Source organism: Nocardiopsis algeriensis, from assembly GCF_014203695.1.
In the GTDB taxonomy this organism is placed as follows: Bacteria; Actinomycetota; Actinomycetes; order Streptosporangiales; family Streptosporangiaceae; genus Nocardiopsis; species Nocardiopsis algeriensis.
The window spans coordinates 311,977-336,531 of the sequence record NZ_JACHJO010000004.1; the positions used below are offsets into that span (position 1 = coordinate 311,977).

Below are 24,555 nucleotides of genomic sequence, written 5' to 3' on the forward strand. Positions count from 1 at the left end.
GATGCGGATCGCCATCGCGGGCGCGGGCAGCGTGGGCCGCTCCATCGCCACGGAGCTGGCCGGCAACGGGCACGACGTGCTCCTGATCGACCGGGACACCCGGGCGATAGGGGTCGACGACCTGCCCGAGGTGGAGTGGATGCTGGCGGACGCCTGTGAGCTGTCGGCCCTGGAGGACGCCCGGCTGGGCGGATTCGACGTGGTGGTCGCCGCCAGCAGCGACGACAAGGTCAACCTGGTGGTCTCGCTGCTGGCCAAGACCGAGTTCGGGGTGGAGCGGGTCATCGCCCGCATCAACGAGCCCGCCAACGAGTGGCTGTTCGACGACTCCTGGGGCGTGGACCTGGCGGTGTCGCCGCCGAGGCTGATCGCCGACCTGGTGGAGGGCCTGCACGAGGAGGAGGGTCCCGAGGAGGGTGCCCTGCCGCCCCTGCCGGGTGCCGAGATCGCCGAGTCGGTGCTGCACGCCGCCAGCCCGTTCGCGGGGCGGCCCGAGAGGGACCTGACCTCCGCGCTTCCCCGAGGTGTGGCCCTGGTGGCCGTCCTCGGTTCGGGCGGGGTGCGCCCGCCCGACCCCGACCGCACGCTCGCGGTGGGCAACACCGTGGTCTTCCTCTCCGAACCGGACTCCCTGGGTCCTCTGGAGGAACTCCTCTCACCCCCGGGGGAACCCGGCGGCGAGGACTAGTCCTCGCGCCCGGCGGCGGGGGCGCTCTCCACAGGGGTGCGCCCCCGGGCCAGGAGCCACACCATGGCGGCGAAGGCGGCCACCTGGAGCGGCCAGCCCATGGCGACCTTGGAAAGACCCAGGAGGGCGAAGGTGTCGGCCCAGCCGTAGTTGTCGGCGAGCCACAGGGGGTACTGCACCAGGACCCGGATGACGCAGGGCAGGACCAGGAGCCAGGTGAGCCTGGAGGCCAGGCGGACCACCGCGGGGTTCTCCCGCCAGGAGGTGAAGTCCTCCTTCTCCCCGATGAAGGGGCCGATCATCAGGCCGATGGCGGGCCAGCGCACCAGGACCGACAGACTCAGGACCACCGCGTAGACGGCGTTGTAGATGATGCCGGGCAGGAAGGCGTCGGCGGCGTCACCGCTGCGCATGGCGAACACCGCGGCGATGCCGATGCCGAACAGGCTGGTCACCACGTACTGCACCGAGGAGCGCTGGAGGAGGCGGACGGCACCGAGCACGAGGGCGGCGACCACGCCCATGGCGATGGACAGGCGCAGCTCGGAGCTGACGATGTAGGAGAGGGTGAAGGTCAGCGTGGGGACGGCCGCCTCGACCATGCCGCGCTTGCCGCCCAGGGCCTTGGCCAGCTGGGAGCGTACCAGCGCCTCGACCGTGTCCTCGGTGACGGCGGGGGCTGCCGCCTGCTCCTGCGCCGGCGTGTCCCCGGCGGCGCTGCGCTGCTCGCTCATCTGCTTCCGGTCCGCTTTCCTCGTCGTGTCGCCCGTTGCGGGCCATGGCGGCCCCAGCCTATGCAACGCACCACCTGCCGGTACAGACGCGCAAGGCGGAACGCCCCTCTTCCTGGGGATGTGGCTGCCTTGTCCGCCCGCCTTCTTACCGGACTCTCACCCGGCGGGGCGGTGGCGCACGCCGTCACCGGTTCCGTACTCTGGGCGGCGACCGCGAGCGAAGGAGCCCGATGCCGCCTCGAACCGCCCCCCGGACCGACCATCTGGAGTTCGCCGCCGCCGTGGACCGGCGACTGGCACGCCACGACGCCTCGCACGTGTGGTCCCCCCACTCGGTGGGCACCGTGCTGGCGCTGCTCGCGGCCGGAGCCTCCGGACGGACCCTGGACGAGCTCCGGTCCCTGCTGGGCGCCGGGCCGGAGGAGCTCCTGCCGGCTCTGGACGCGGCCGTCGAGGCCGAGGAGGGCCTGGATCTGGCCGCGTTCAACGGTCTGTACGTGCCCGCGGACCTGCCGCTGCTCCCCCGGTTCGCGGAGCGGGTGGGCGCGCGCCCGGGGGCCGAGGTGGCGGGTGCCGACTTCGCCGGCGACGCCGAAGGGGTGCGCAGGCGCGTCAACGGCAAGGTGTCCGACACCACCCGCGGTCTCATCGGGGAGCTGCTGCCCCGGGGCGTGCCGGGCAAGGACACCCGGCTGCTGCTGGTCAACGCGCTGTGGGCGAAGGTCGCATGGGTGGACCCGTTCGATCCCGCGTACACGAGGGACCGCGCCTTCCACTCCCCCGGGGGCAGGCGGAAGGTGCCCACCATGGTCCGGACCGGCCGCTGCCCGTTCAGCCGCGCGCACGGATGGGGCATGGTGACCCTCGAGGGGCACCACGGCCTGTCCCTGGACGTGCTCCTGCCCGACGAGCCGGGTGCCGCTCCGCTCACCGGCGGGGAGCTGGCCGCCCTCCATCGGGGCCGGTCCGTCCAGGAGGTGGCCCTGTCCCTCCCCCGCTTCTCGGTGGAGACCGACACCTCCCTGGTGGAGCCGCTGGCGTCGCTGGGGGTGCGGCGGATGGCCACGGACGAGGCGGAGTTCGACGGCATCGGGCCCGAGCCCCTCAAGGTCGACGAGATCCTGCACCGGTCCGTGCTGAAGGTCGACGAGCGGGGGGCCGAGGGGGCCGCGGCCACCGCCGCGATGATACTGACGGCGGCCGCCGTTCCGCGCCGGCCGGTGGCCTTCACCGTGGACCGGCCGTTCGTGTTCGCGCTGCGCCGCCGCGGCGCACTGCTCTTCCTGGGCCGCGTCACCGATCCCGTCGACCCCGGCCCGTCCCGCCCATGAGGGCGGCGGGCGGCGGACGGGGGGACCGCGGCCGCGGGGCAGCCCTCGCGGGCGACGGGTGACGCTCAGACCTCGAAGACCTCGAAGCCGGTGGCCAGAGGCACACCCGCCCACTCGCCCGCCTGTGCGGCCGCCCGCGGCAGGAAGGACTTCTGGTCGAAGCCCTCCAGGTTCTCCAGGTAGACCCTGTGCGCGTCCAGGGAGGCCACGCCCGCGGCGAGGTCGTCCTCGGACAGCTCGACGTAGTGGCCGGCCAGGGGGGAGGCCGCGAAGGCGACGAGGCGCACACCCGGCCACGGCTGCAACCCGTCGGCGACCTGTTCGGGGAAGACCCACCGGTTGGCGGCGTCGCGGACCGCGTCCAGCAGGGCCGGGCCCAGGACACGGTGGTCGGCGTGGTTGAAGCCGCCCGCCCCTCCGGGGAAGCTCTCACGGAAGTTGATCGAGACCACCACCTCGGGCCGGTGGCGGCGGATCGCCCCGGCCAGGGCGTGGCGCAGCGGCACACCGTACTCCAGGAGCCCGTCGGGGAAGTCGAGGAACTCGACCTCGTCCACACCCACCGCCGCGGCCGAGGCGCGCTGCTCCTCCATGCGCAGGGGCGCGCAGTCCTCGGGGGAGATGCCGTCGATCCCGGCCTCTCCCCTGGTGACCAGGAGCTCGGTCACCTTCTTGCCCTGCGCGGTCCAGCGGGCGATCGCCGAGGAGGCGCCGAACTCCAGGTCGTCGGGGTGCGCGACCACCGCCAGAGCCCTCCCCCAGTCCTCGGGAAAGGGGCGGGGAGCGGTGTTCTCCGTGGTCTGAGTCATGGAACACACACTACGGAACGCTCCCCGGCACGTCCACGACAGCGGCGCGCACCCGCGCTCAGGCCTGCGCGGGGCCGCCTGGGGTCCCGCCGGGGGCGGCTCCGTTGCCGGCCTGGCGGGCGGCGTCGCGGCGGGCCTGCGCCGCCTGCGCCGCGCGCGCCTGGGCCGCCTTGGCCATCTGCTCCTGGATCTGCTTGGGCACGGTGATGGGCAGCAGCTCACTGGGGGGCACGGGGTGGTCGCCGCGCACCACGACGATGTCGGCGAAGAGCTTCTCGGCCTCGGCCATGACCTCCGGCTTGGCGGCGCCCTCGCCCCGGATCACGCCGCGCAGCACCCAGCGCGGACCGTCCACCCCGATGAAGCGCACGCGCTGGGCCAGCTGCTTGCCGTCCTCGGTGGTACGGCCGGGCACGGGGACGAGCGCCTTGAGCTCGGGGCCGAAGGTGCCGTCGTGCTCCTCGGCCTTGCCGCCCTGCTTGACGACCTGCTCGCGCAGCTCCTCGCGCATCTCGTCCCACAGGCCGGAGGACTTGGGTGCGGCGAAGGGCTGCACCTGCAGGGCGGTCTTGCCGCGCACCAGGGTCACGCCGATGATCTTCTGCTTGCCCTGGCGGTCCTGGGCGACGTTGACCTGGATGTCGGTGCCCTGCTCCATCGGCACCTTCATGCTGCCCAGGTCCATGCGCTTGACCTCGGGGGCCTCTTCCCGAGAGTCCCACGGGCCGGTGGCCCGGTGGCGGTCGGCCTCCTTGACCGGCTCTCCGCCGGATCTCACCGGCTCGACCTCGTTTCCGAAGGAGACCGCTCCCGCAGCACCCTCACGGGGTTTCTGCTCCTCGTGCCCGGTGTTCTTGTCCCGCTTCTTGCCGCGGCGTCCAAACACGCCCTCACCTCTCGCTGTTCGTTGGCCCCGGCATCGCTCCGGGAACGTGCCCGCGCGTCAACGCTGTGCCGCGTGGCCCCCGGTCGAACCGAAACCGCCTTCTCCGCGGACCGACCCTGGCAGTTCACCGGCCTCGGTGAACACCGCCCTCTCCACGCGCTGGACGACCAGCTGCGCGATCCGGTCCCCCCGGGTGAACTTCACCGGGGTGTCCTTGTCGGTGTTGATCAGGGTCACCTTGATCTCGCCCCGGTAGCCGGCGTCGACCGTGCCCGGCGCGTTGACGAGCGTGACGCCGCAGCGCGCGGCGAGTCCCGAACGCGGGTGCACGAAGGCCGCGTACCCGTCGGGAAGGGCGATCGCCAGACCGGTGGGGACCGTGGCCCGCTCCCCGGGTTCCAGGACGACGTCGATCGAGGTGCACAGGTCCGCCCCCGCGTCGCCGGGGTGCGCGTACTCGGGCAGCGGGACACCGGGGTCCAGGCGGCGAACCGCGATCCCGACCCGTCCGCCTTCCGGGGATGTGGTACTCACAATGGCCGAGCCTATCGCTCCCGGGCCCCTGCCCCGGCGCACCGGAGGGCGCAGAGGCGGGCGGCCGGGGACAGGAGTGCTCCCGTCCCCGGCCGCGCGACCGGTGCCCCGCCTATCCGGCGGACTCCTCCGTGCTCTCGGGCAGGGTGACCTCGACGGTCAGCTCGGCGTCGTCGGTGGCCGCGAAGTCGATCGCGGCGGCGCGGCCGGCGGCGGCGATGTCGCCGGCGGCGGCCCGTGCGGCCTCGACCTGCTTGCCCGCCACGCGCACGTGCTCGACCTCGGCGCGCATGGACAGCTTGGCCTCGGACTTGGCCTTGCGCACGGCCTGGAGGACCTCGGCGGTGGCGGCGAGCACGGCCGGGTCGCCGTCGGCGGCCGCGGTGCGGTACTCGGCGGCGTCGGGCCAGCGCTGGGCGTGGACCGAGCCCTCCTGCCACCAGCTCCAGACCTCCTCGGCCACGAAGGGCACGAAGGGGGCGAACAGCTTGTGCAGGGCGCCCAGGGCGAGGAGCAGCGCGGCGCGGGCGGAGGCTCCCTCGGCCGAGTCGGTGTCGTAGGCGCGGGCCTTGACCAGCTCCAGGTAGTCGTCGCAGAAGTCCCAGAAGAAGCGCTCGGTGCGCTCCAGGGCCCGGGTGTGGTCGTAGGCGCGGAAGGCGGCGGTGGCCTCCTCGACCGTGTCGGCCAGGGCGGCCAGCATCGCCCGGTCCAGGGGGCGGGTGACGGCGGCCGGGTCGGCGGCGGTGCCCTCGCCGGCCACCGACATCACGAACTTGCTGGCGTTGAGGATCTTGATGGCCAGGCGGCGCCCGACCTTCATCTGGCCCTCGTCCATGGCGGTGTCGGTGCCCAGGCGCCCGCTGGCCGCCCAGTAGCGGACCGCGTCGGAGCTGTACTTCTCCAGCAGCGCCAGCGGGGTGACCACGTTGCCCTTGGACTTGGACATCTTCTTGCGGTCGGGGTCCAGGATCCATCCGGAGATACCGGTGGTCCGCCAGGGCAGCGTGCCGTTCTCGAAGTGGGCGCGCACGACCGTGGAGAACAGCCATGTGCGGATGATGTCCTGGCCCTGGGGACGCAGGTCCATCGGGAAGACGCGCTCGAACAGGTCGTTGTCGCGCTCCCATCCGGAGGCGATCTGCGGGGACAGCGACGAGGTGGCCCAGGTGTCCATGACGTCGGGGTCGCCCATGAATCCGCCGGCCTGCCCGCGCTGGTCCTCGGTGTAGCCCGCGGGCGCCTCGGAGCTCGGGTCCACGGGCAGCTGGTCCTCGGTGGGCAGGATCGGCTCGTCGTAGCGCGGGTTGCCGTCGGCGTCGAGCGGATACCAGACGGGGAAGGGGACGCCGAAGAAGCGCTGGCGGCTGATCAGCCAGTCGCCGTTGAGCCCCTCGACCCAGTTCTCGTAGCGGGCGCGCATGTGCTCGGGGTGCCAGGCCAGTTCCCGGCCCCGCTCGACCAGCTGCCGGCGCAGCTCCTCGTCGCGGCCGCCGTTGCGGATGTACCACTGGCGGGTGGTGACGATCTCGAGGGGCTTGTCGCCCTTCTCGTAGAACTTGACCGGGTGTGTGATCGGCTTGGGGTCGCCCACCAGGTCGCCGCTCTCGCGCAGCATCTCCACGGTGCGCTCGCGCGCGGTGTGGACGGTGGCGCCGACCAGCTTGTCGTAGGCCTGGCGGGCGGCACCCGACTCCAGGCCCTGGGGCGGGTCGGCGACGACGCGGCCGTCCCAGCCGATGATCGGCCGGGTCTCCAGCTGGAGCTCGCGCCACCAGGTGACGTCGGTGGTGTCGCCGAAGGTGCAGATCATGGCGATGCCGGACCCCTTCTCGGGGTCGGCCAGGCGGTGCGCCTTGACGGGCACCTCGACACCGAAGAGGGGGGTGCGCACGGTGGTGCCGAACAGGTCCTGGTAGCGCTCGTCGTCGGGGTGGGCGACCAGGGCGACGCAGGCGGCCAGCAGCTCGGGGCGGGTGGTCTCGATGTGGACCGGGGTGCCGTCGGGCCTGTGGAAGGCGACCTTGTGGTAGGCGCTGGGCCGCTCGCGGTCCTCCAGCTCGGCCTGGGCCACGGCGGTGCGGAAGGTCACGTCCCACAGGGTGGGTGCCTCGGCCATGTAGGCCTCGCCGCGCGCCAGGTTGCGCAGGAAGGCGCGCTGGGCCGCGGTACGGGAGGTGTCGTCGATGGTGGCGTAGGTGTAGCGCCAGTCGACGCTCAGACCCAGGCGCCGCCAGATCGACTCGAAGACCTTCTCGTCCTCCGCGGTGAGCTCGTCGCACAGCTCGATGAAGTTGCGCCGCGAGATCGGCACCTGGCGCTTGGGGTCGGGCTTGGCCGGCGGCCGGAAGTCCGGGTCGTAGGGGATCGACGGGTCGCAGCGGACGCCGTAGTAGTTCTGGACCCGGCGCTCGGTGGGCAGGCCGTTGTCGTCCCAGCCCATCGGGTAGAAGACGGCCTTGCCGTTCATCCGCTGGAAGCGCGCGACGGTGTCGGTGTGCGTGTAGGAGAACACGTGGCCGATGTGCAGCGATCCCGAGACCGTGGGCGGCGGGGTGTCGATGGAGTAGACGTCCTCGCGGCTGCGGGTGCGGTCGAAGTGGTAGACGCCGGACTCATCCCATACGTCGACCCACTTCGCCTCGATACCGTCCAGCGAAGGCTTGTCGGGCATGCGGAAGGAATGAGAGCGGTTGGTCATGGGGGCAATGGTAGTGCGCCCCGCAGCTTGATCGCTCCGGATTCGCGCCCTGCGGGGTCCGCGCCCCGTCCGGCCCCCGGCCGGGGCGACCCGCCCGCGGGAAGGGTGTGCGTGAAAGGATCGTCTCGTCCATCCTGGGGACGGGCGCCTGCCGCCCGCTTCCGTACACACGACAGGAAACGGTGAGCGATTCACATGGCAAAGAAGAGCGGCGGTGAGCTCGGACCGATCGCCCTGGGCTTCGTGGCCGGGTTCGCCGCGGAGTTCGTCGCCCGCAGGACCCTGGCCTTCGCATGGACGCGCGCGGTCGGCGAGGAGCCGCCCGTGGACGTCGACTCCCCCGACGTGAGCCTGGGCAAGGCCATCGGCTGGGCCGTGCTCGCCGGTGTCGGCGTCGAGGTCGCCCGCGTGCTGGCCGTGCGTGCCACGCGCAAGGGACTGTTCCCGTCCACCCGCGCCGGTTCGGGCGTCTGAGCCGCCCGGACCGGGCAGGCGGTCCGCCGTGCACGGTCGCGGTGGGCCGCCCGGCCTCCCGGAAAACGCGCGAGGCGCCCCGGAGGGACGCCTCGGATTGCGATACGCGCGCTGCGCGGGCCTGCGGGACGGGCCTGACGGCTGCCGTCCCGTCGCTCAGGCGCACTCCTTGCAGACGAGCTGACCGCCGCGCTCCTTGGCGAGCTGGCTGCGGTGCTGCACCAGGAAGCAGCTCGAGCAGGTGAACTCGTCGGCCTGGCGCGGCAGCACCCGCACGGCGAGCTCCTCGCCCGACAGGTCGGCGCCGGGCAGCTCCATGCCCTCGGCGACCTCGTCGGGGTCGACGTCGATCGTTCCGGTGCCCTTGTCAACGCGCCGGGCCTGCAGCTCCTGGAGGCTGTCCTCGTTGATGTCCTCGTCGGTCTTGCGCGGGCTGTCGTAGTCGGTCGCCATCGTGGCTAGCTCCATCCCCCTCGTTCAATGCCTCGTCGCGCGGGTGTAACGCTCGAGAGACCTTTGTTGTGCCCGATTCGGTCGTTGAGTTTTCCCGGTGTTCGGTGAACTGTGCCCCCTCCCGGGTCACCGCTCACAGACCGGCAGCACTTTCACGGGATCGTGTCCGAAGGCGGCCACGCGCGACGGCCGCCTCGTCTCCGATTCCCGGGATACCGCCCACCGCCGGGTGGCTCACAGGCCTGGAAAGTCGTCCACGCCCACGCCGGACAAAGCGCGGGACCCCCTCAGGTGCGGGCGGGAACAAGGACATGCCCACGTCAGGAGGGATTCCCTCCGTGTCCACGCCCGGGGAAGCATACACACCCGGACTCGGCGTCCGGGAACCGGGTGAGCGTGTCTTCGGACACGTATAGATACCACGAAGCGTCGACTAACGCAGCTTGGGCCCCATAGCCCGCCCCAGGGGATATGTTCGGGCGTTCACAAAGCACCACAAGGAGTACAAAAGAGCGCAACGAAAGGGTTTACAGAAACAGAGCACGTTTTCTGTGAGTTAGGTCCCACCGGGCGCGGAAGTCAGCGCGCGCCGACCTCTCCCGGCGGCAGAGGCAGGCAGACCGTGACGACCAGTCCGCCTCCGGCACGCGGCCACGCGCTGACCACGCCCTCGTGCGCGCGCACCACCGAGCGGACGATGGACAGGCCCAGCCCGGCGCTGCGGCCGGAGCCGACGCGGTCGGCCGAGCCCCGGCGGAACGGCTCGAACAGCCCCTCGATCTCGTAGGCGGGGATGACCTTGCCCGAGTTCTCGACCTGCACGGCGGGCCTGCCCTCGTACATGCCGCTGCGCACGGTGATCTCCCCGTCCTCGACGTTGTACTTGAGGGCGTTCTCCACCAGGTTGCCGACCAGGCGCTCCAGCAGGACGGGGTCGCCCGTGACCAGGGCGGGGCGCAGGTCCCGGCGCAGGTGGAGACCGGCGTCGGCGATGTCACCGGAGAGCTGGCTGAGCACGCTCTCGGCGACCTCTCCCAGGTCGACGCGGTTGCGCACCTCCAGCTCCCGGTCGCTCCTGGCGAGCAGGAGCAGACCGTCGATGAGGCGTTCGTGGCGGGCGTTGGTCTCCAGCAGGGTCTGCCCGACGGTCTTGAGATCGGGCGAGACGTCGGGGGCGCTGAGCGCGACCTCCAGGAGGGTGCGGTTGATCGCCAGGGGTGTGCGCAGTTCGTGGGAGGCGTTGGCGACGAAGCGGCGCTGCCCGTCGAAGGCGCGGTCCAGGCGCTCCAGCATCCCGTCGAAGGTGTCGGCCAGCTCCCGGATCTCGTCGTCGGGCCCCGAGAGCGCGATGCGCTCGTGCAGGGAGCGCTCGGACAGGTGGCGGGTGATGCGGGTGATCTTCTGCAGCGGGGACAGGGCGCGTCCGGCCACCGCGTAGCCCAGGGCCACGGCGAGGAGCCCCACGGTGAACAGCGCCAGAAGCGAGAACCGCGTGACGTGGGTGAGGACCTCCTCGATGAGATACCTGTGCGCCAGCAGGTCGGCGGCGCTGTCCTCGCTCAGCATGGCGTTGAGCAGGAGCGCGACGACGAGGTAGTTGACCAGGACCAGCAGCGAGCCGGCCGCGAAGAACAGCATCCCGTAGATGAGGGTGAGCCGCGCCCGCAGGCTGAGGTTGTCGGTGAAGCGGTGGACCCGTTCGGAGGCGGTGGCGCGCTCCCCGCCCTCCCGGCGGGACTCGGTCGGCCCTCCGGGGGCGAGATGGCGCCAGGTCCCCGTGTCTCCTGGCCGGGTGGGTTCGACCTGTCCGGGCTCGGGGTGCTCGGCCGGTCTCACAGCCGGTATCCCGCGCCGGGCACGGTCTGGATGACGGGCGGGGCGCCGAGCTTCTTGCGCAGGGTCATGACGGTGACCCTGACCACGTTCGTGAAGGGGTCCGCGTTCTCGTCCCATGCCTTCTCCAACAGGCCCTCGGCGCTGACCACGGTGCCCTGCGCCCGCATGAGCACATGGAGGACCGCGAACTCCTTGGGCGTCAGGGTGACCTCCCGGCCGTCGCGGTGGACGCGGTGGTTGGCCGGGTCGAGGGTGATGCCGCAGCGCTCCAGGACCGGCGGGAGCGGGGGCGTGGAGCGGCGCCCGAGGGCGTGGACGCGGGCGATGAGCTCGGCGAAGGCGAAAGGCTTGGCCAGGTAGTCGTCGGCGCCCAGGCTGAGGCCCTCGACCTTGTCCTGGACCGCGTCCGAGGCGGTGAGCATGAGGATGCGGCCGTTGTAGCTCTCGGCGACCAGGGTGCGGGCGACGTCGTCACCGTGGGTCCCGGGCAGGTCCCGGTCGAGCACGATCACGTCGTAGTCGTTGATCGCGGTGTACTCCAGGGCGGCGTTGCCGTCGTAGACCACGTCGACGGCCATCGCCTCGCGGCGCAGGCCCACCGCGACGGCGTCGGCCAGAACCTGTTCGTCTTCGACCACGAGTACGCGCAACGCTCTGTCCTCATTCACTACCTGGGGAAAAAAGAGCCGCTGCCGGCGCATCCCCCAACACACCGGCAGCGGCGTTCGTGGTCCCGGCCGCGTTCCCCGTTCTTCCACGGCGGGGGTAAGGAGACGTTAAACCGTCCGGGCGGCCCTGGCGAATCCGGCCGCCCCTCCTTCGCCCCGCGCCGGGAAGCGGCGCTGGTCCGGGAGCTTTCACCCCCACTGCGCGAGGGGAGCCGCCACCGGCGAATCCCCCAACCGCCGGCGGCGGCTCAACCCCGCACATCTCGAATGTGCCACATCAAGAATAAGAATCGAGTAAGCAAAATGGTTTACCCGGCGGTGTGCCGTGGAACACTTCCGCCCGCGCGTCGGCCGCAACCCCAGGCTCCCCCGCGAAGATCACGAAAGAGTCACGTGCGAGAGCGGAGGTTTGGGGACGATCCGGGTGCGGTAGAGATACCAGGCACCCGCGGGAAAGTCCTGGAGTCCCGTCTCCGGACCGCGACGGGCGCACTTGTCACAGGGTCGTGACCATCCCGGACGTGCTCTCTGCACGCGCCGGACCCGAGAAACACCGAGGACCCCGGCACAGGCGTGCCCGGGTTCTCCTACCCCTGGAAGAGGTGCAATGGGCGAGTTCCTCGCGGAGATCAAGGTCCGGATCAACGAGACCCACCGGTCGCTCCAGACGGCCAGGGCGGTGGGGGACGAGTTCCTCGCCGACGCCCACGCCTCGGAGCTCGAGGACCTGTACCGCATCGCCGCCCGCAACGGCGTCGACTGCGCCTGAGGGCTCCCGCTCGGGACCGGCGAGGTCCGGCCCGCGAAAGAGCGCACCGGGGCGCGGCAGGAGGCCTGCCGCGCCCCGTCCCGTGTCACCCGTCGGTGTCGGCCCCCAGAGGGGCCAGGAGGTCCGACAGGGCCTCGTGCAGCTCCGGCCGGGCGGCGACCACCAGGTCCTTCGAGGGCGCTTCCCCGTGGAGCCCGCCCACACGGATGCCCGCCTCGCTCGCGACCAGGCCCGGGGCGGACCAGTCCCACCGGTTGAGGCCGCGCTCGTAGTAGGCGTCGAAGCGGCCCGCCGCCAGCCCGGTGAGGTCGACGGCGGCCGATCCGCTGCGGCGGATGTCGCGGACGCGCGGAAGCACCTCGGTCAGAACCTTCGCCTGACGGCCGCGCCGTTCGGCGGAGTAGCCGAAGCCGGTGGCCACCAGCGCCTCCGCGAGGGGCACGGCGGGAGGCGCCTGGAGGGGCTCGCCGTTGCGGCGCGCACCGCCGCCGCGCACCGCCTCGTACATCTCGCCGCGCCGGGGTACGTTCACGGCGGCGGCCACCGCCACGCCGTCGATCTCGGCGGCGATCGCCACGGCCCAGTCGAGCTGGCCGTACAGGTAGTTGACGGTGCCGTCGATCGGGTCGACGACCCACCGCACGCCGCTGCTGCCCGCCGTGTCGCCGTCCTCCTCCCCCAGGACCGCGTCCTGGGGCCGTGCGGCCAGCAGCCGCGAGCGGACGAGTTCCTCGGTGACCCGGTCCATCCTGGTGACGACGTCGGTGGGGCTCGACTTGGTCTCGAGGACGGTGACCCCCTCCTGTCCCCTGGCGGCGAGCTCACCGGCCTCGGCCGCCACCCGCACGGCCAGGTCGCGCAGGCTCTCAGGATCGGGTGCGGTGTGGGCGGTGGTCATGGATGCCTCTCCCTGTCGCGATGGGATGCGTCCGGGGGGATCCCCGGACGCGGGCGCGGCCGGGCGCCATGGGGTGCCCGGCCGGCGCCGTGTCCGGTTCAGAGCAGTCCGGGCCTGTTCCACTCCTTGCCGTGGACGTGGTGGTCGAGGAAGGCCAGGATCGTCTCGTACCAGATCCGCGCGTTCCCGGGTGTGAGGATCCAGTGGTTCTCATCCGGGAAGTAGAGGAACTTGGCCTCGACCCCGTGCAGCAGCAGGTCGCGCCACAGGCGCAGACCCTCGCCGATGGGGACGCGGTAGTCCTTGTCGCCGTGGATGACGAGCACGGGCGTGCGGATGTCCGCCGCGTGCAGGTGGGGCGAGTTCCGCTCGTAGAGCTCGGGGTTCTCCAGCGGAGTGCCGAACTCGCTCTCCCACACCGGCGGGTAGTCGGTGGTGCCGCCGAAGGCGTCCAGACCCCACAGGGAGGCGTGGGTGACGACCGCGCGGAAGCGGTCGGTGTGCCCCGCGATCCAGTTGGCCATGTAACCGCCGAAGGAACCGCCCATCACGGCGGTGCGCTCGCCGTCGATGTCGTCGCGGGCCACGGCGGCGTCGGTGACCGCCATGAGGTCGGCGAACACGCGCTCGCCCCAGCGGCCCCAGGCGCGGCGGAGCATGTCCTGGCCGTAGCCGGTGGACAGGGCCGGGTCGGGCAGCAGGACCGCGTAGCCGCGGGCGGCCATCAGCCACGGGTTCCAGCGCCAGGACCAGCCGTTGAAGCTCATGTAGGGGCCGCCGTGGACCCACAGCAGCAGCGGCGCGGGAGAGTCGGCGGAGGCCTCCTCGGGCAGCACCAGCCAGGAGCGGACGCGGGTGCCGTCGTCGGCGGTGGCCTCGATCTCGGTGAGGGTGCCGGGCATCGTCAGCTCGGACCCGGGGGTGCGCAGGTGCACCGGCTGCCCGTCCACGGCACCGGCGTCCAGGCGCACGGGGGCGGGCGGCGCGTCCCAGGCGTCGCGCAGTGCGTACACGTAGCGGCCGTCGGGCGAGGGGTTGAGCTCCGTGTAGGAGCCGTGGTCACCGGTGAGGCGGACGACCGTGCCCTCGGCGGTGTCGGCGCGGAAGACGGGAAGGCGGCCGTTCTCGTCGGCACCGAAGAACAGCGACCGGGAATCGGCCGACCACGCGTAGCCCCGGGCCCACAGTTCGAGGCCGGGGTGGGCGGACCGGCTCTGCCCGCTCTCCAGGTCCAGGATGCGCAGTTCGAGGCTGCGGGGCTCCCCGCCGGGCTCGCCCGCGAAGAAGCGCGTGTAGGCGAGGAGGCGCCCGTCGGGGGAGACGAGGGGGCCGCCCAGCTGGGCGTCCGGATCGTCCAGGAGGGTGCTGCGCTCCCCGGTGGCGGTGTCGACGCGCACGATCCGGGTGCGGTGGGCGCCCCGGCCGGCGGGGACCCGCCACGGTGTGATCAGCGCGGTGCCGTCGGGGGTGAGGCAGGACCCCCCGTCGAGCAGCGCCGATCCGGCGTCGGGGGTGAGGTCGCGGGGCTCGCCCAGACGGGCCTCCTCGTCGGCGGGCGGTTCGGCGACGAAGCGTCGGGGGCGCCCCGGGCCGATGTCGCTGTCCCAGTGGCGGACGGGCAGCTCCTCGTGGAGGATCGCGCTGACCCCGGCCTCCGCGCGGGCCTTGCGGGCCGCGCGGTCCTCCTCCTCGCTGCCGCTGCCGAGCAGGGTGTCGGAGGCGAAGGAGACCAGGCCGCTGTCCCGCGCGACGGTGAAGGCGCCGATGCCGCCGGGGCGGGAGGCGACCTGCCGGGCCTCGCCGCCGTCGGCGGGCAGCAGCCACAGGGAGGCCTTGGGCTTCTCCTCGGGTTCGGCCGCCTCGGCGTCGGGCCGGGCACTGGTGAACAGGACGGACCCGTCGGGGAGGAAGTCGACGGCGGCCTCGCCCTTGGCGCCGCGGGTGAGGCGCCTGGGGGCGCGCCCGCCCTCGGCCTCGGGGCGGACGTCGATCTCCCACAGGGCGCTGCGGAAGGACGTGCCGTCGGGCGACAGGCCGCTGACGGGCGCGACCAGGCGGGTTCCGTCGGGTGACAGGCGCAGACCGCTGACGCGGCGGAGACGGACGTACTCCGGAAGTTCGTACCAGGAACGGACCAAGGGATGACTCCTGACCTGTCGACTCGTGTTGCGCCACACATTACCGACCGAGGGGTCAGCGGTGTTTACGCCCTCTGTTCGATACGGCCGGCGGGGGACCCGCCGGCCGTCGGTGCCCGCGGCGCGGAGAACAGGACCCGGGGCGCGCACCGCGGCCCGGGCCGTGCTCTTCGGATGCTCTCGCCGCGTCGGCGGAGCCGACCGTCCGGCGGCCGCGCGGCCCGAGGCGATCCGAAAAACAGGGCCTAGCAGCCGCAGCGCTCCTCCGCGCAGGGAGGGAGGCTGCCCAGGCGCTCGCGCCCGCCGCCCTCGGTGTACTCGCGCACGAGGTCGGCCACCATCGACACGAACGCGGGGTGCGTGCCGGGGCTGAGCGCGCGCTCGTAGCCGATGCCGAGCTTGGCCGCGGTCTCGCGCGCCTCCACGTCGAGGTCGAACTTGACCTCCATGTGGTCGGAGACGAAGCCGTGCGGGATCACGACCACGGCGGGCACGCCCTCGGCGGCCAGCTCCTCCATGCGGTCGTTGACGTCGGGCTCCAGCCAGGGCTGGCTGGGCGGGCCGCTGCGGCTCTGGTAGACGACCTCGTAGGGGTGGTCGCTGTCGAGCCGCTCGACGACCAGGCGGGCCACCTCGGCCAGCTGGGCGCCGTAGGCGCCCTCGGGGCCGAAGCCCTGCTCGGGGCCGCCGCTCTGCTCGGCCATCGCGGTCGGGATCGAGTGCGCGGAGAAGAGCAGGCGCACGCCCTCGCGCTGGTCGGAGGGCAGCATGTCCAGGGCGGCACGGGTGTGCTCGACCAGGGGCTCGATGAAGCCGGGGTGGTCGTAGAAGGGCCGGATCAGGTCGACCTCGGGGGCGTCGTCGCCCAGGGCGGCACGGGCCCGGGCGATGTCCTCCAGGTAGGCGGTCCGGCTGGACCAGTTGCAGTAGGCGGAGGTGGGCAGTGCCAGTACGCGGCGCACGCCGTCCTCGTGCATCTGCGCGAGGGTGTCGGTGAGCATCGGGGCCCAGAAGCGGTTGCCCCAGTAGACCGGCAGGTCGATGCCCTTCTCCGCGAAGTCGGCGGTGATCGCGGCGAGCAGGTCGCGGCACTGTTGGTTGATGGGGCTCACTCCTCCGAACATGAAGTAGTGCTCCCCCACCTCGGCGAGCCGCTCGCGGGGGATGTTGCGCCCGCGCGTGACGTTCTCCAGGAACGGGATGACCTCGTCCTCGCCCTCCGGGCCGCCGAAGGAGATCAGCAGAAACGCGTCGTAAGAGCTCATGAACCCTATGAAACCAGCTCTGCGCGCCTGTACCGCGCTGCCCCGGCCCCTGCGGCCTGTGGCTTTCGACTCCCGGCGTACGGGGCCGGTCGGGAGGGCGGAAGCACTCTGGTCAGACAGGTGACCGGCGAGTAGTGTCCCCTGGCATGACAGATGTGGTGTGGCGCACATGGTCGGACACCCACCAGGCCCGGCCGAGGCGCACGGCCTCCCCCGGCAGCACGGCCGAGGTGTCGGCCGCCGTCGCCTCCGCCGGGAAGGAGGGGCTGCGGGTCCGCATGGTCGGCTCGGGGCACTCCTTCACCGACGTGGCGGTCACCGACGGCCTTCTCCTCTCTCCCTCCTCCCTCACCCGGTTGCGCTCGGTCGACCCGGAGGCGGGCACCGCCACGGTCGAGGCCGGCATGCCCCTGTGCGACTTCAACGAGGCCCTGGCCGCCCGCGGCGTCGCGCTGGCCAACATGGGCGACATCGCGGTGCAGACCGTGGCGGGCGCGGTGCAGACCGGCACGCACGGCACCGGCCGCGACGCGGGCGGGCTGGCGAGCCAGGTCGTGGGGATGGAGATGGTGCTCGCCGACGGCTCGGTGGTGGAGTGCTCGGCCGAGCGCGAGCCTGAGCTGTTCCACTCCGCGAGGGTGGGCCTGGGCGCCTTCGGCGTGGTCACGGCGCTGACGATGGCGGTGCGTCCGTCGTTCCTGCTGCACGCGCGCGAGGAGCCGATGCCGCTGGACGAGGTGTTGGAGCGCCTGCCGGAGCTGCGCGCGGAGAACGACCACTTCGAATTCTTCTGGTTCCCCCACACCAACAACACCAACACCAAGCGCAACAACATCACGCCGGGGCCGGCGCAGCCGCTGACGAGGTTCCGGGCCTGGCTCGACGACGAGTTCCTGTCCAACACCGTGTTCGAACGCGTCAGCCGGCTCTGCCGCCGCTTCCCCGCCGCTGTCCCGGCGGTGAACCGGGTCAGCTCGCGCGCGCTGTCGGCGCGCACCTACACCGACGCCTCCCACAAGGTGTTCGCCTCCGTGCGCGACGTGCGGTTCGTGGAGATGGAGTACGCGATCCCCGCCGAGCACGCGGTCGACGTGCTGCGCGAGGCCAGGGCGATCGTGGACCGCGGCGACCACCGGGTGAACTTCCCGGTGGAGGTGCGCTTCGCCCCCGCCGACGACGTGTGGCTGTCCACCGCCCACGGCCGGGAGAGCGCCTACGTGGCGGTGCACATGTACCAGGGCACGCCCTACGAGGCCTACTTCGCCGACCTGGAGGCGCTGTTCACCTCGGTGGGCGGCCGGCCGCACTGGGGCAAGATGCACACCCGCGACCGCGCCTACCTGGAGTCGGTGTACCCGCGCCTGGGCGACGCCCTGGCCGTACGCGACCGCGTCGACCCGCACCGCCGCTTCGGCAACGCCTACCTGGAGCGCGTGCTCGGCGGCTGAGGCCGCCGGGGGATCAGCCGGCGGGCGGGGCCGTGTCGGGGACGAGGGCACCGCTCCCACCGCCGGCGCCCTGGTCCCCGGCCCCCGGGGCGGGGTCCGGTTCGAGGAGCTGCCCGGGGGGCTGCTCCTGTGCGGGCGGGTCGGGAGCCGGAGCGGTCCCGGGGGCGTCCGTCGGCTCGCTCCCGGGTGCCTCGGTGCCCTCCGGCGCGTCCGGCGAGGGCTCGGTCGGCTCTGCCTCCCCCTCCGGAGCGGGCACCTCCCCCGGCTGCTGCCCGGGGATGCCCGCGGGAGGGTCCTCGGGGGCCTCCTCCGCGGGGGCCTCCTCCGCGGGGGCCTCCTCCCCCGCGGCCGGGCCGGAGGAGGTTCCGCCGAGCAGGGTCGGTGCGGTGGGCTCGCCCGTCCCCCTCGTCCACGAGGTGAGGGAGCGTCCGGTGAACAGCTCGAACAGCAGGATCACGAGCATGGCCAGGACGAACACCGCGGCCGCGGACACCGCCAGGGAGCGCCATCCGCGCCGGGCTCCGCCCTTCTTCCGCGTCTTAGGCGGGGACGCGGTGCGGACGGCGGAGCTCTCGGCGGAGGCGGCGGGTTCCCCGGTGCGCGGGGCCCTCCTCTCGGCCAGCTGCCGCGCCTGTTGTCCGCCGCGTGAGAACCAGTGCTGGAGGAAGGGGCTGGCGAGGGTGCTGAGCGCGGCCATGACGGCGGCCCCGACGACCGTGCCGTACACGTTGAGCCAGGACGCGGCGGTGGCGGCCGCCAGTGTGGCGGCGCCGGCCCCCACGACCTGGGAGGCGCTCAGTTCGATGCGCTTGCCCTCGCCCTCCTCTTCCTCTCGGTCACCGCGGTCTCCGGGACGGTCCATCCAGCTCTCCCTCTCTCGGACCGACGGGGGCCGGTGCACAGTGCGTGTCGGAACAAGCAGCACCAGGAACCACAACGGTCACATTTCGCTCACAAGGGGATAAATAAGCCTATGAGCACTGGAGACCTGATAACGACACCGCGAAGCGGCGATCACTTCCCCGCAGACACCGGCGCGCCGACTTGCATATGTGAGGATCCGTGCGCTCATGGGAGGGTCCGAGATCTGAGTTTCCCCCACACCTGAGGCGATTCGGGCCCGAGGGATACCATCGCGGCGGGGCTTTCGCAGGGGATCGGCAACATTTCCCCGCGATCGCTCCCGGGCGCCGAAGGGTCAGCATGCCAAGATTGACACCAGAAGCAACCGTGAGCGCTCCGGAGGCACCGGGGCAACTCCCTACTGTGGTGCAAATCATCACAAAACGGGAAGCGGGCATACATGTTCGGACATGCCGGGCGCGGTACTGGCCGAACGGTTGTCGGCCGACCAGACTTGGAGAACGCGGAGGCCGGTCCCCAGGGCCTGTTCTCGACGGGACGCGAAAGGGAGGGCGATGCACGAGCTTCGCCTCGTGGCGGTGAGCGAGGACGGCACCTACCTGGTGCTGGCCAGCGCCGGCCGCGGCACCCGCTTCATGCTCCCCGTCGACGACCGTCTCCGCGCCGCCGTGCGCGGCCAGTTCTCCCGGCTCGGCCAGTACGAGATCGAAGTGGAGAATCCGTTGCGCCCCAAGGAAATCCAGGCCCGTATCCGGTCCGGCGAAACCGCGGAGGCCATCTCCGAGATCTCCGGCATCCCCCTCGAACGGGTCCGCTGGTTCGAGGGACCCGTCCTCCAGGAACGCGAGTACATGGCCCAGCGCGCCCAGAAGGCCGGCGTGCGGGCCCAGGGCGACACCGCTCCCGGCCTTCCCCTGGGCGAGCTGGTCGCCCAGCGGATCGGTGCCCACCAGTTGGAGACCGGTGACGCGGTGTGGGACTCCTGGAAGCGGGAGGACCGCACCTGGCAGATCAAGCTCGTGTTCCTCCACGGCGGCGAGGAGCGCGTCGCCCATTGGGTCTACGAGCCCAGACACAACAGCGTGGTCCCCGCCGACGAGGAGGCTGCCCTCTTCTCGGTCGAGAGCGCCCCGGAGCAGCCGGTCGCCCCGGTCGCCCCGCCCGCCGTCGCGAACGTGACCCCCTTCGCCCCGCGGCGCCCCGAGCCGGCCGCCCCCGCCCGCGACGACCGGCGTCAGAAGGCCTTCGAGGAGGCCCGCCGCGAGCCCTTCGACCACCACCCGGCCGCACCGCGCCACCACGAGGAGCGCCGCGCCCCCGGCCAGGAGGGGCACCGCGGCCGCGGGGAGGAGCGCGCACCCGCCCAAGGCGCGGGACCCCGGCGGGAGTCCGAGAGCGTCCCGTTCTCGCCGTCCGTGCGCACCGAACCCGAGGTGCGCCGCCCCGCGCCGACGCGGTCCGACGCGGGCCCGGCACGTCCGGCCGAGCAGATGCCGCACGCGGCCGAACCGCCTTCCGCGCCCCCGGCGGCCCCGCGCCGGCGCCGCTCCATCGACCTGGGCGACACGGGCACCCCGCGTCGCGCCGCCGACCCGCAGCCCGCACCGGCCGCACCCGCCGCCCCGATCCCGGCGGCCGCGGCCGGCGACCGTCCCGCGCCCAAACGCAAGGTCCGGGGACGGCGCGCGTCGGTGCCCTCCTGGGACGAGATCATGTTCGGCGCGAAGAAGGACGAGTAGAGGGCTCCGAGGACCGCGCCCCCTCCCCGGCGGATTCGAGGAAGGGACGCACCATCTCCGGTGTGACGCGGGCGGCGAAGGCCACGGACTCCTCCAGGGAGGCGTCCCCGGCCGTGTAGCCGCCCGCCCCCGCACCGACGTTGACCTGCAGGTCGGCCAGACCGGAGCGGCGCTGGAAGAGGGTCTGGCGCCAGGTCCATCCAATCACCGCCGGGGCCTCCACGGTGGCCTGGGAACGGCTGAGCGACCCCGATCGGACGCTCACCCGCCCGCCGTCGTACCCGTGGCCCAGGGAGCGGTAGCGGTCCACCCCGAGGGGAATACCGAGGCCGGCCAGCACCGCGGCCGCCCCCGCGAGCCAGTACGCCCCCAGGAGCGCGGCCACCGCGGCGACCAGCGCGGGAGGGCCCACCGAGCGCAGCAGGCGACGGCCCAGCGCGGCACCCGGGTGGCGCACCAGCGTGCCGGAGAAGCGGCTCAGGGCCGCCTCGACGACCTCCTCGACCGCTCCTCGGGGGCCGGTCGGCAGCAGCACAGCACGCCCCCCGGTGTCGCCCAGCCCGGTGACGACGGCGCTCAGGCGCACCGCGCCGCGCAGCCGTTCGAGGGGGCTGTCCCGCAGCTCGTACCCGCGGATGCGGCGCTTCTCCAGAGTGACGCTGCGCCGGGTGAACAGACCGCGCTCCGCCACCAGGGAGCCGTCGCGCTCGCTCAGCGTGAAGCCCCAGTGGGCGATCGTGTACGAGATCACGGCGAACACCGGCATGAGAAGCACCAGGATTCCCGCGAAAACCGCGGCGAACAGCGTCAGCAGGGCCCTGTCGGAGGCGAGCACCCAGTCCACGACGTACTCGTTGGCCAGTTCGCCCGCGGTCTGCTGGACCGCTCCGAACAGGGCGGCGAGCACCGCGAAGGGGGTGAGCAGGTACCCGAGGCCGAGAGCGCCGTACAGGTACCACGAGCGCGGCATGGAGAAGTGCGTGACGCCTTCCTCCGCGTCCTCGGTACCGCCGTCGCCCGCGGCGGCAGGCACCTGCTCGGCCTGCGTCCCCTGCCCGGTGAGCACGGCCCTCCGGTGCAGCAGAACCCGGCGCAGCCGGTCCGCCTCGTCCGCCGCGACGGCGTCGAGCTTGCCGTCCTCGGTGACACCGGGCGCGCCCGCAGCGGCCTCGATCCGCACCACGGCCACGCCCAGGAGGCGGTGCAGCAGGGTGCTGGTGACGTCGACGCCGCGCACCCGCTCCAGGGGGATGGTGCGCCGGGAGCGGCGGACGAGCCCCCTGCGGATCTCCAGCCGGTCCTCGACCACCTCGTACCGGGTGGTCTGCCAGGTGACGAACCCGCCGACGAGCAGGGCGACGATCGTCGCCGCGGTTCCGCCCAGCACCCATATGTTGAAGCCGCCCACGAACAGCCCCGCCGCGATCGGCAGCAGCAGACCCCGCAGCTGGTTGACCGGTCCGACCACCATGCTGCGCGGGCTCAGCCGCCGGGCGCTCCCGATTCCGAAGTCGGGAGAGACGTCGGCGACCCACCAGTCGTGCGCCGCGGCGGGTCCGCCCGGGCCCTCGGGCGGCCCTGCCGGTCCTGCCGGTCCCTCCGGTTCCGGCGGTACCGGCCGCTCCATCGGCGGTGCCGGCTGCGGCGCAGCACTCTCCTCGGGTTCCGAGCGCGAACCGGGAGCCACCCAGCCGCCGTGCTCCTCGCCCGTCATGTCGCGTCGCCCTGCAGCGCGGCGGCCCGCACGGCGAGCTCCTCGCTCATCCGTCGCGCCTCCTCGGCGTCCAGCCCCTCGATGGTGGAGGAGCCCGCGTAGGAGGCGGTCTGCACCTTCAGCGTGGCCACGCCGAAGAGCCGCTCCAGCCACCCCTGGGTGTGGTCGACCGTCTGGAGGCGGTTGACCGGCACCAGCTGCCACGACCGGCTGACCCAGCCGGCCCGGGTGTAGATGACGTCCCCCGAGGCCTCCCACCGGTGCACGCGGTAACGCCACGACGGCACGACCGCCACCTTGAGCAGCGCGTACACCCCGTAGACGACGGGCAGCACCCATGCATGCTCGCGCGCCCACACGGGGATCCACGCGAACGGCAGCACCCTCACGCCCCAGGCGACCGCGCTCAGCAGCACGGTGTTGACCGCTCCGGTCAGGAGCAGCCGCACCGTCCACACCCCGACCGCGCTCCGGCTCACCCGGTGCTCGGGGGGCCGCAGCCGGGCGGTACCCGCGTGCGGGACCTCGTTCGGTTCGATCTGCTCGTGCTGAGGGCTGTTCGTCACCCGCCCGAGTCTAGGCCCTGTTCTTCGGATGCCCTCGCTGAAGGATCGGCTCCGCCGATACGGCGAGAGCATCCGAAAAACACGGCCGGAAACGCCCCCCGGAGAAAACACTTTGCCTGCCGATGGCCGCTTTCAGGAGGTTGTCAGCGGAGTGTGAGGAAACGGGGCCGTGTGTCAGTGTCCTGTCAGTGCCCTCCCTCAGACTGGGGCCGGACGTCGAAACGGAGGAACGATGACTGACGCCATCCGCGCGGAGGGCCTGGTCAAGCAGTTCAAGGGGAAACGGGCCCTGGACGGTGTCGACCTGACCGCCCGGACCGGGACCGTACTGGGGGTCCTGGGCCCCAACGGCTCCGGCAAGACCACCACCGTGCGCATCCTGGCCACGCTGCTGAGACCCGACGCCGGACACGCCGAGGTCGGCGGGTTCGACGTGGTACGCGAACCCCACCAGGTGCGCAGGCTGATCGGCCTGACCGGACAGTACGCGGCGGTCGACAACGAGCTCACCGGTACCCAGAACCTCGTGATGATCGCCCGCCTGCTGGGCATGGGCCGCGCCGAGTCCCGGGCCCGCACCACCGAACTGCTGGAGCGCTTCGGACTCACCGACGCCGCCGACCGGCCCGTCAAGACCTACTCGGGGGGCATGCGCCGACGCCTGGACCTGGCCGCGAGCCTGGTCGGACGTCCGTCCCTGCTGTACCTCGACGAGCCCACCACCGGTCTGGACCCGCACAGCCGCAACGGGTTGTGGGGCGTCGTGCGCGGCCTGGTGGACGACGGGGTGACCGTCCTGCTCACCACCCAGTACCTGGAGGAGGCCGACCAGCTGGCGGACGACCTGGTGGTGCTCGACCACGGCCGCGTGATCAGCCGCGGCACGCCCGAGGAGCTCAAGAGCCGCGCGGGCGACCAGGTTCTGGAGCTGCGCACCGCCGACCCGGGGCAACTGCACCTGGCGGGCAAGATCGTCGAGGCGGTCACCGGGTCCCCGGTCGAGGTGGCCCCGGGCGACCTCGCCGTCGCCGTCCCGGTGGCCGACGCCGGGGTGCTGCCCGAGGTGGTGCGGCGCCTGGACGACCAGGGCCTGGCCGTCGGGGAGCTGTCGCTGCGCAGGCCCAGCCTGGACGAGGTCTTCCTCGCCCTGACCGGCCGAGCCGCCGAGGAACACACCGAGAACGAGGAGGCCCGGGCATGAGCACCGCGACGACCGAGGGGGCCGGGGCGCGGACCCGGGCGCAGGTCCCCGAGCGCATCACCCCGCTGACGACCATCGGCAACGGTCTGCAGCTGGCCCGGCGCAGCGTCCTGAAGATCAAGGCCAACCCGGCGGAGGTCCTCGGGCTGGTCCTCCAGCCCTTCATGTTCGTCGTCCTCTTCGTCTTCGTCTTCGGAGAGGCCATGATGGGCGACTGGCGGGCCTACCGCGACTTCCTCATGCCGGGCGTCATCGCGCAGTCCGTGGTGTTCGCGACGCTGGGCACGGGGTTCTCCCTGAGCGAGGACGTGGAGAAGGGCGTCTTCGACCGGTTCCGCTCCCTGCCCATCGCCCGCTCGGCGCCGCTGATCGGCGCGATCCTGGGCGACCTGGTGCGCTACGCCATCACCGTGGTGATGGTGCTGCTGGTGGGCCTGCTCATCGGCTTCCGTCCCGAGGGGGGAGCCGTCGGTGTGATCGGCGCGGGACTGCTGGTGCTGGTGTTCGCGTTCGCGCTGTGCTGGATGTCGGCCTTCGTCGGGATGATCGCGCGCACCCCGATGTCGGTGCAGGCCTTCGGGATGATCCTCATGTTCCCGCTGACCTTCGCCAGCTCGGCGTTCGTCTCCCCCGACGACATGCCCGGATGGCTGCGGGCGGTCGCGGCCAACAACCCCGTCACCCACCTGGTGGACTCGATGCGCGCCCTGATGCTCGGCGGCGACGCCGCCTCCCCGGTGGCCTGGACACTGGTGTGGGCGGCCGTCATCACCGCGGTGTTCTTCCCGCTGGCGGTGTGGGCCTACCGCCGCCGTACCTGAGCCGCGTTCCCCGTCCCTGCC

22 protein-coding genes are annotated in these 24,555 nt (G+C 72.5%); 8 read left to right on the top strand and 14 right to left on the bottom strand.

Translation table 11 applies throughout. The features are described 5' to 3' along the window. The first annotated feature begins 1 nt into the window (after position 1). Complete coding sequence (locus FHS13_RS07950) at positions 2–688, top strand: potassium channel family protein (RefSeq protein ID WP_184290258.1); 687 nt, start codon at positions 2–4, stop codon at positions 686–688. Here FHS13_RS07950 and FHS13_RS07955 read toward each other — a convergent pair. Then, positions 685–1,422: a DUF3159 domain-containing protein gene (locus FHS13_RS07955; RefSeq protein WP_184289905.1), complete on the bottom strand. Its 738-nt coding sequence runs from the start codon at positions 1,420–1,422 to the stop codon at positions 685–687. The genes FHS13_RS07950 and FHS13_RS07955 overlap by 4 nt on opposite strands. Positions 1,423–1,652: 230 nt before the next feature. On the opposite strand from FHS13_RS07955, the gene FHS13_RS07960 reads away from it, so the two are divergent. Beyond that, complete coding sequence (locus tag FHS13_RS07960) at positions 1,653–2,753, top strand: serpin family protein (RefSeq protein WP_184289908.1); 1,101 nt, start codon at positions 1,653–1,655, stop codon at positions 2,751–2,753. Between the two features lie 65 nt (positions 2,754–2,818). Here the strand turns inward: FHS13_RS07960 and FHS13_RS07965 are convergent, their stop codons facing one another. The 4 genes from FHS13_RS07965 to valS form a co-directional block, all read right to left on the bottom strand. After that, positions 2,819–3,562 (bottom strand): PIG-L deacetylase family protein, encoded by a 744-nt coding sequence (locus FHS13_RS07965; protein ID WP_184289911.1) that lies wholly within the window; start codon positions 3,560–3,562, stop codon positions 2,819–2,821. A gap of 58 nt (positions 3,563–3,620) precedes the next feature. After that, positions 3,621–4,448, bottom strand: a complete 828-nt coding sequence (locus FHS13_RS07970; protein ID WP_184289914.1) for a DUF3710 domain-containing protein — start codon at positions 4,446–4,448, stop codon at positions 3,621–3,623. Between the two features lie 57 nt (positions 4,449–4,505). Continuing rightward, a complete protein-coding gene (gene dut, locus FHS13_RS07975) occupies positions 4,506–4,982 on the bottom strand; it encodes a dUTP diphosphatase (protein ID WP_184289917.1) in 477 nt (158 codons plus the stop codon). A 112-nt stretch (positions 4,983–5,094) separates the two neighbouring features. Continuing rightward, positions 5,095–7,680, bottom strand: coding sequence for a valine--tRNA ligase (gene valS, locus FHS13_RS07980; protein ID WP_184289920.1), 2,586 nt, complete (start codon positions 7,678–7,680; stop codon positions 5,095–5,097). A gap of 195 nt (positions 7,681–7,875) precedes the next feature. Here valS and FHS13_RS07985 point away from each other — a divergent pair, with 195 nt between their 5' ends. Continuing rightward, entirely contained in the window at positions 7,876–8,154 is a 279-nt protein-coding gene (locus tag FHS13_RS07985) for a DUF4235 domain-containing protein (protein ID WP_184289923.1), read from the top strand. A gap of 156 nt (positions 8,155–8,310) precedes the next feature. On the opposite strand, the gene FHS13_RS07990 is transcribed toward FHS13_RS07985, so the two are convergent. From FHS13_RS07990 to FHS13_RS08000, 3 genes are all read right to left on the bottom strand, one after another. Further along, positions 8,311–8,607, bottom strand: coding sequence for a DUF4193 domain-containing protein (locus FHS13_RS07990; protein ID WP_184289925.1), 297 nt, complete (start codon positions 8,605–8,607; stop codon positions 8,311–8,313). A gap of 579 nt (positions 8,608–9,186) precedes the next feature. After that, positions 9,187–10,443 (bottom strand): ATP-binding protein, encoded by a 1,257-nt coding sequence (locus tag FHS13_RS07995; protein WP_184289928.1) that lies wholly within the window; start codon positions 10,441–10,443, stop codon positions 9,187–9,189. Then, a complete protein-coding gene (locus FHS13_RS08000) occupies positions 10,440–11,093 on the bottom strand; it encodes a response regulator transcription factor (protein WP_184289931.1) in 654 nt (217 codons plus the stop codon). The genes FHS13_RS07995 and FHS13_RS08000 overlap by 4 nt, the downstream gene beginning before the upstream one ends. A gap of 625 nt (positions 11,094–11,718) precedes the next feature. Between FHS13_RS08000 and FHS13_RS08005 the strand changes: the two genes are divergently transcribed. Continuing rightward, on the top strand, positions 11,719–11,880 hold the full coding sequence (locus FHS13_RS08005) for a hypothetical protein (RefSeq protein WP_184289934.1): 162 nt from the start codon (positions 11,719–11,721) through the stop codon (positions 11,878–11,880). An 85-nt stretch (positions 11,881–11,965) separates the two neighbouring features. On the opposite strand, the gene FHS13_RS08010 is transcribed toward FHS13_RS08005, so the two are convergent. The 3 genes from FHS13_RS08010 to FHS13_RS08020 all read right to left on the bottom strand — a co-directional run bounded on the left by FHS13_RS08010 (position 11,966) and on the right by FHS13_RS08020 (position 16,181). Continuing rightward, entirely contained in the window at positions 11,966–12,778 is an 813-nt protein-coding gene (locus FHS13_RS08010) for an inositol monophosphatase family protein (RefSeq protein WP_184289937.1), read from the bottom strand. 98 nt (positions 12,779–12,876) lie between these two features. Next, entirely contained in the window at positions 12,877–14,916 is a 2,040-nt protein-coding gene (locus FHS13_RS08015) for a S9 family peptidase (RefSeq protein WP_184289940.1), read from the bottom strand. Between the two features lie 245 nt (positions 14,917–15,161). Beyond that, entirely contained in the window at positions 15,162–16,181 is a 1,020-nt protein-coding gene (locus tag FHS13_RS08020; protein ID WP_184289943.1) for a ferrochelatase, read from the bottom strand. Positions 16,182–16,327: 146 nt separating this feature from the next. Here FHS13_RS08020 and FHS13_RS08025 point away from each other — a divergent pair, with 146 nt between their 5' ends. Beyond that, on the top strand, positions 16,328–17,629 hold the full coding sequence (locus FHS13_RS08025) for a D-arabinono-1,4-lactone oxidase (RefSeq protein ID WP_184289946.1): 1,302 nt from the start codon (positions 16,328–16,330) through the stop codon (positions 17,627–17,629). Between the two features lie 13 nt (positions 17,630–17,642). Here FHS13_RS08025 and FHS13_RS08030 read toward each other — a convergent pair whose 3' ends face one another. After that, positions 17,643–18,491 (bottom strand): hypothetical protein, encoded by an 849-nt coding sequence (locus FHS13_RS08030; RefSeq protein WP_184289949.1) that lies wholly within the window; start codon positions 18,489–18,491, stop codon positions 17,643–17,645. A 556-nt stretch (positions 18,492–19,047) separates the two neighbouring features. Between FHS13_RS08030 and sepH the strand changes: the two genes are divergently transcribed. After that, positions 19,048–20,232, top strand: a complete 1,185-nt coding sequence (sepH, locus tag FHS13_RS08035; RefSeq protein WP_184289953.1) for a septation protein SepH — start codon at positions 19,048–19,050, stop codon at positions 20,230–20,232. Here the strand turns inward: sepH and FHS13_RS08040 are convergent. Both FHS13_RS08040 and FHS13_RS08045 read right to left on the bottom strand, forming a co-directional pair. After that, positions 20,204–21,946, bottom strand: a complete 1,743-nt coding sequence (locus FHS13_RS08040; protein WP_184289957.1) for a PH domain-containing protein — start codon at positions 21,944–21,946, stop codon at positions 20,204–20,206. The genes sepH and FHS13_RS08040 overlap by 29 nt on opposite strands. Next, positions 21,943–22,512, bottom strand: a complete 570-nt coding sequence (locus FHS13_RS08045; RefSeq protein ID WP_343064945.1) for a PH domain-containing protein — start codon at positions 22,510–22,512, stop codon at positions 21,943–21,945. Before FHS13_RS08045 ends, FHS13_RS08040 begins: the two co-directional genes overlap by 4 nt. Before the next feature lie 232 nt (positions 22,513–22,744). Here FHS13_RS08045 and FHS13_RS08050 point away from each other — a divergent pair, with 232 nt between their 5' ends. Beyond that, positions 22,745–23,713: an ATP-binding cassette domain-containing protein gene (locus tag FHS13_RS08050; RefSeq protein ID WP_184289963.1), complete on the top strand. Its 969-nt coding sequence runs from the start codon at positions 22,745–22,747 to the stop codon at positions 23,711–23,713. Continuing rightward, positions 23,710–24,534: an ABC transporter permease gene (locus tag FHS13_RS08055; protein WP_184289966.1), complete on the top strand. Its 825-nt coding sequence runs from the start codon at positions 23,710–23,712 to the stop codon at positions 24,532–24,534. The genes FHS13_RS08050 and FHS13_RS08055 overlap by 4 nt, the downstream gene beginning before the upstream one ends. Positions 24,535–24,555 lie beyond the last annotated feature (21 nt).

What these genes read in the sequence shown, in the direction of transcription:
- FHS13_RS08055 (WP_184289966.1), top strand. Translation starts at nt 23,710, where the DNA reads ATGAGCACCGCGACGACCGAGGGGGCCGGGGCGCGGACCCGGGCGCAG.
- FHS13_RS08030 (WP_184289949.1), bottom strand. Translation starts at nt 18,491, where the DNA reads ATGGACCGTCCCGGAGACCGCGGTGACCGAGAGGAAGAGGAGGGCGAG.
- FHS13_RS08050 (WP_184289963.1), top strand. Translation starts at nt 22,745, where the DNA reads ATGACTGACGCCATCCGCGCGGAGGGCCTGGTCAAGCAGTTCAAGGGG.
- sepH (WP_184289953.1), top strand. Translation starts at nt 19,048, where the DNA reads ATGCACGAGCTTCGCCTCGTGGCGGTGAGCGAGGACGGCACCTACCTG.
- valS (WP_184289920.1), bottom strand. Translation starts at nt 7,680, where the DNA reads ATGACCAACCGCTCTCATTCCTTCCGCATGCCCGACAAGCCTTCGCTG.
- FHS13_RS08025 (WP_184289946.1), top strand. Translation starts at nt 16,328, where the DNA reads ATGACAGATGTGGTGTGGCGCACATGGTCGGACACCCACCAGGCCCGG.
- FHS13_RS07965 (WP_184289911.1), bottom strand. Translation starts at nt 3,562, where the DNA reads ATGACTCAGACCACGGAGAACACCGCTCCCCGCCCCTTTCCCGAGGAC.
- FHS13_RS07985 (WP_184289923.1), top strand. Translation starts at nt 7,876, where the DNA reads ATGGCAAAGAAGAGCGGCGGTGAGCTCGGACCGATCGCCCTGGGCTTC.
- FHS13_RS07960 (WP_184289908.1), top strand. Translation starts at nt 1,653, where the DNA reads ATGCCGCCTCGAACCGCCCCCCGGACCGACCATCTGGAGTTCGCCGCC.
- FHS13_RS07950 (WP_184290258.1), top strand. Translation starts at nt 2, where the DNA reads ATGCGGATCGCCATCGCGGGCGCGGGCAGCGTGGGCCGCTCCATCGCC.
- FHS13_RS08005 (WP_184289934.1), top strand. Translation starts at nt 11,719, where the DNA reads ATGGGCGAGTTCCTCGCGGAGATCAAGGTCCGGATCAACGAGACCCAC.
- FHS13_RS07990 (WP_184289925.1), bottom strand. Translation starts at nt 8,607, where the DNA reads ATGGCGACCGACTACGACAGCCCGCGCAAGACCGACGAGGACATCAAC.
- FHS13_RS07955 (WP_184289905.1), bottom strand. Translation starts at nt 1,422, where the DNA reads ATGAGCGAGCAGCGCAGCGCCGCCGGGGACACGCCGGCGCAGGAGCAG.
- FHS13_RS08010 (WP_184289937.1), bottom strand. Translation starts at nt 12,778, where the DNA reads ATGACCACCGCCCACACCGCACCCGATCCTGAGAGCCTGCGCGACCTG.
- FHS13_RS08020 (WP_184289943.1), bottom strand. Translation starts at nt 16,181, where the DNA reads ATGAGCTCTTACGACGCGTTTCTGCTGATCTCCTTCGGCGGCCCGGAG.
- FHS13_RS08040 (WP_184289957.1), bottom strand. Translation starts at nt 21,946, where the DNA reads ATGACGGGCGAGGAGCACGGCGGCTGGGTGGCTCCCGGTTCGCGCTCG.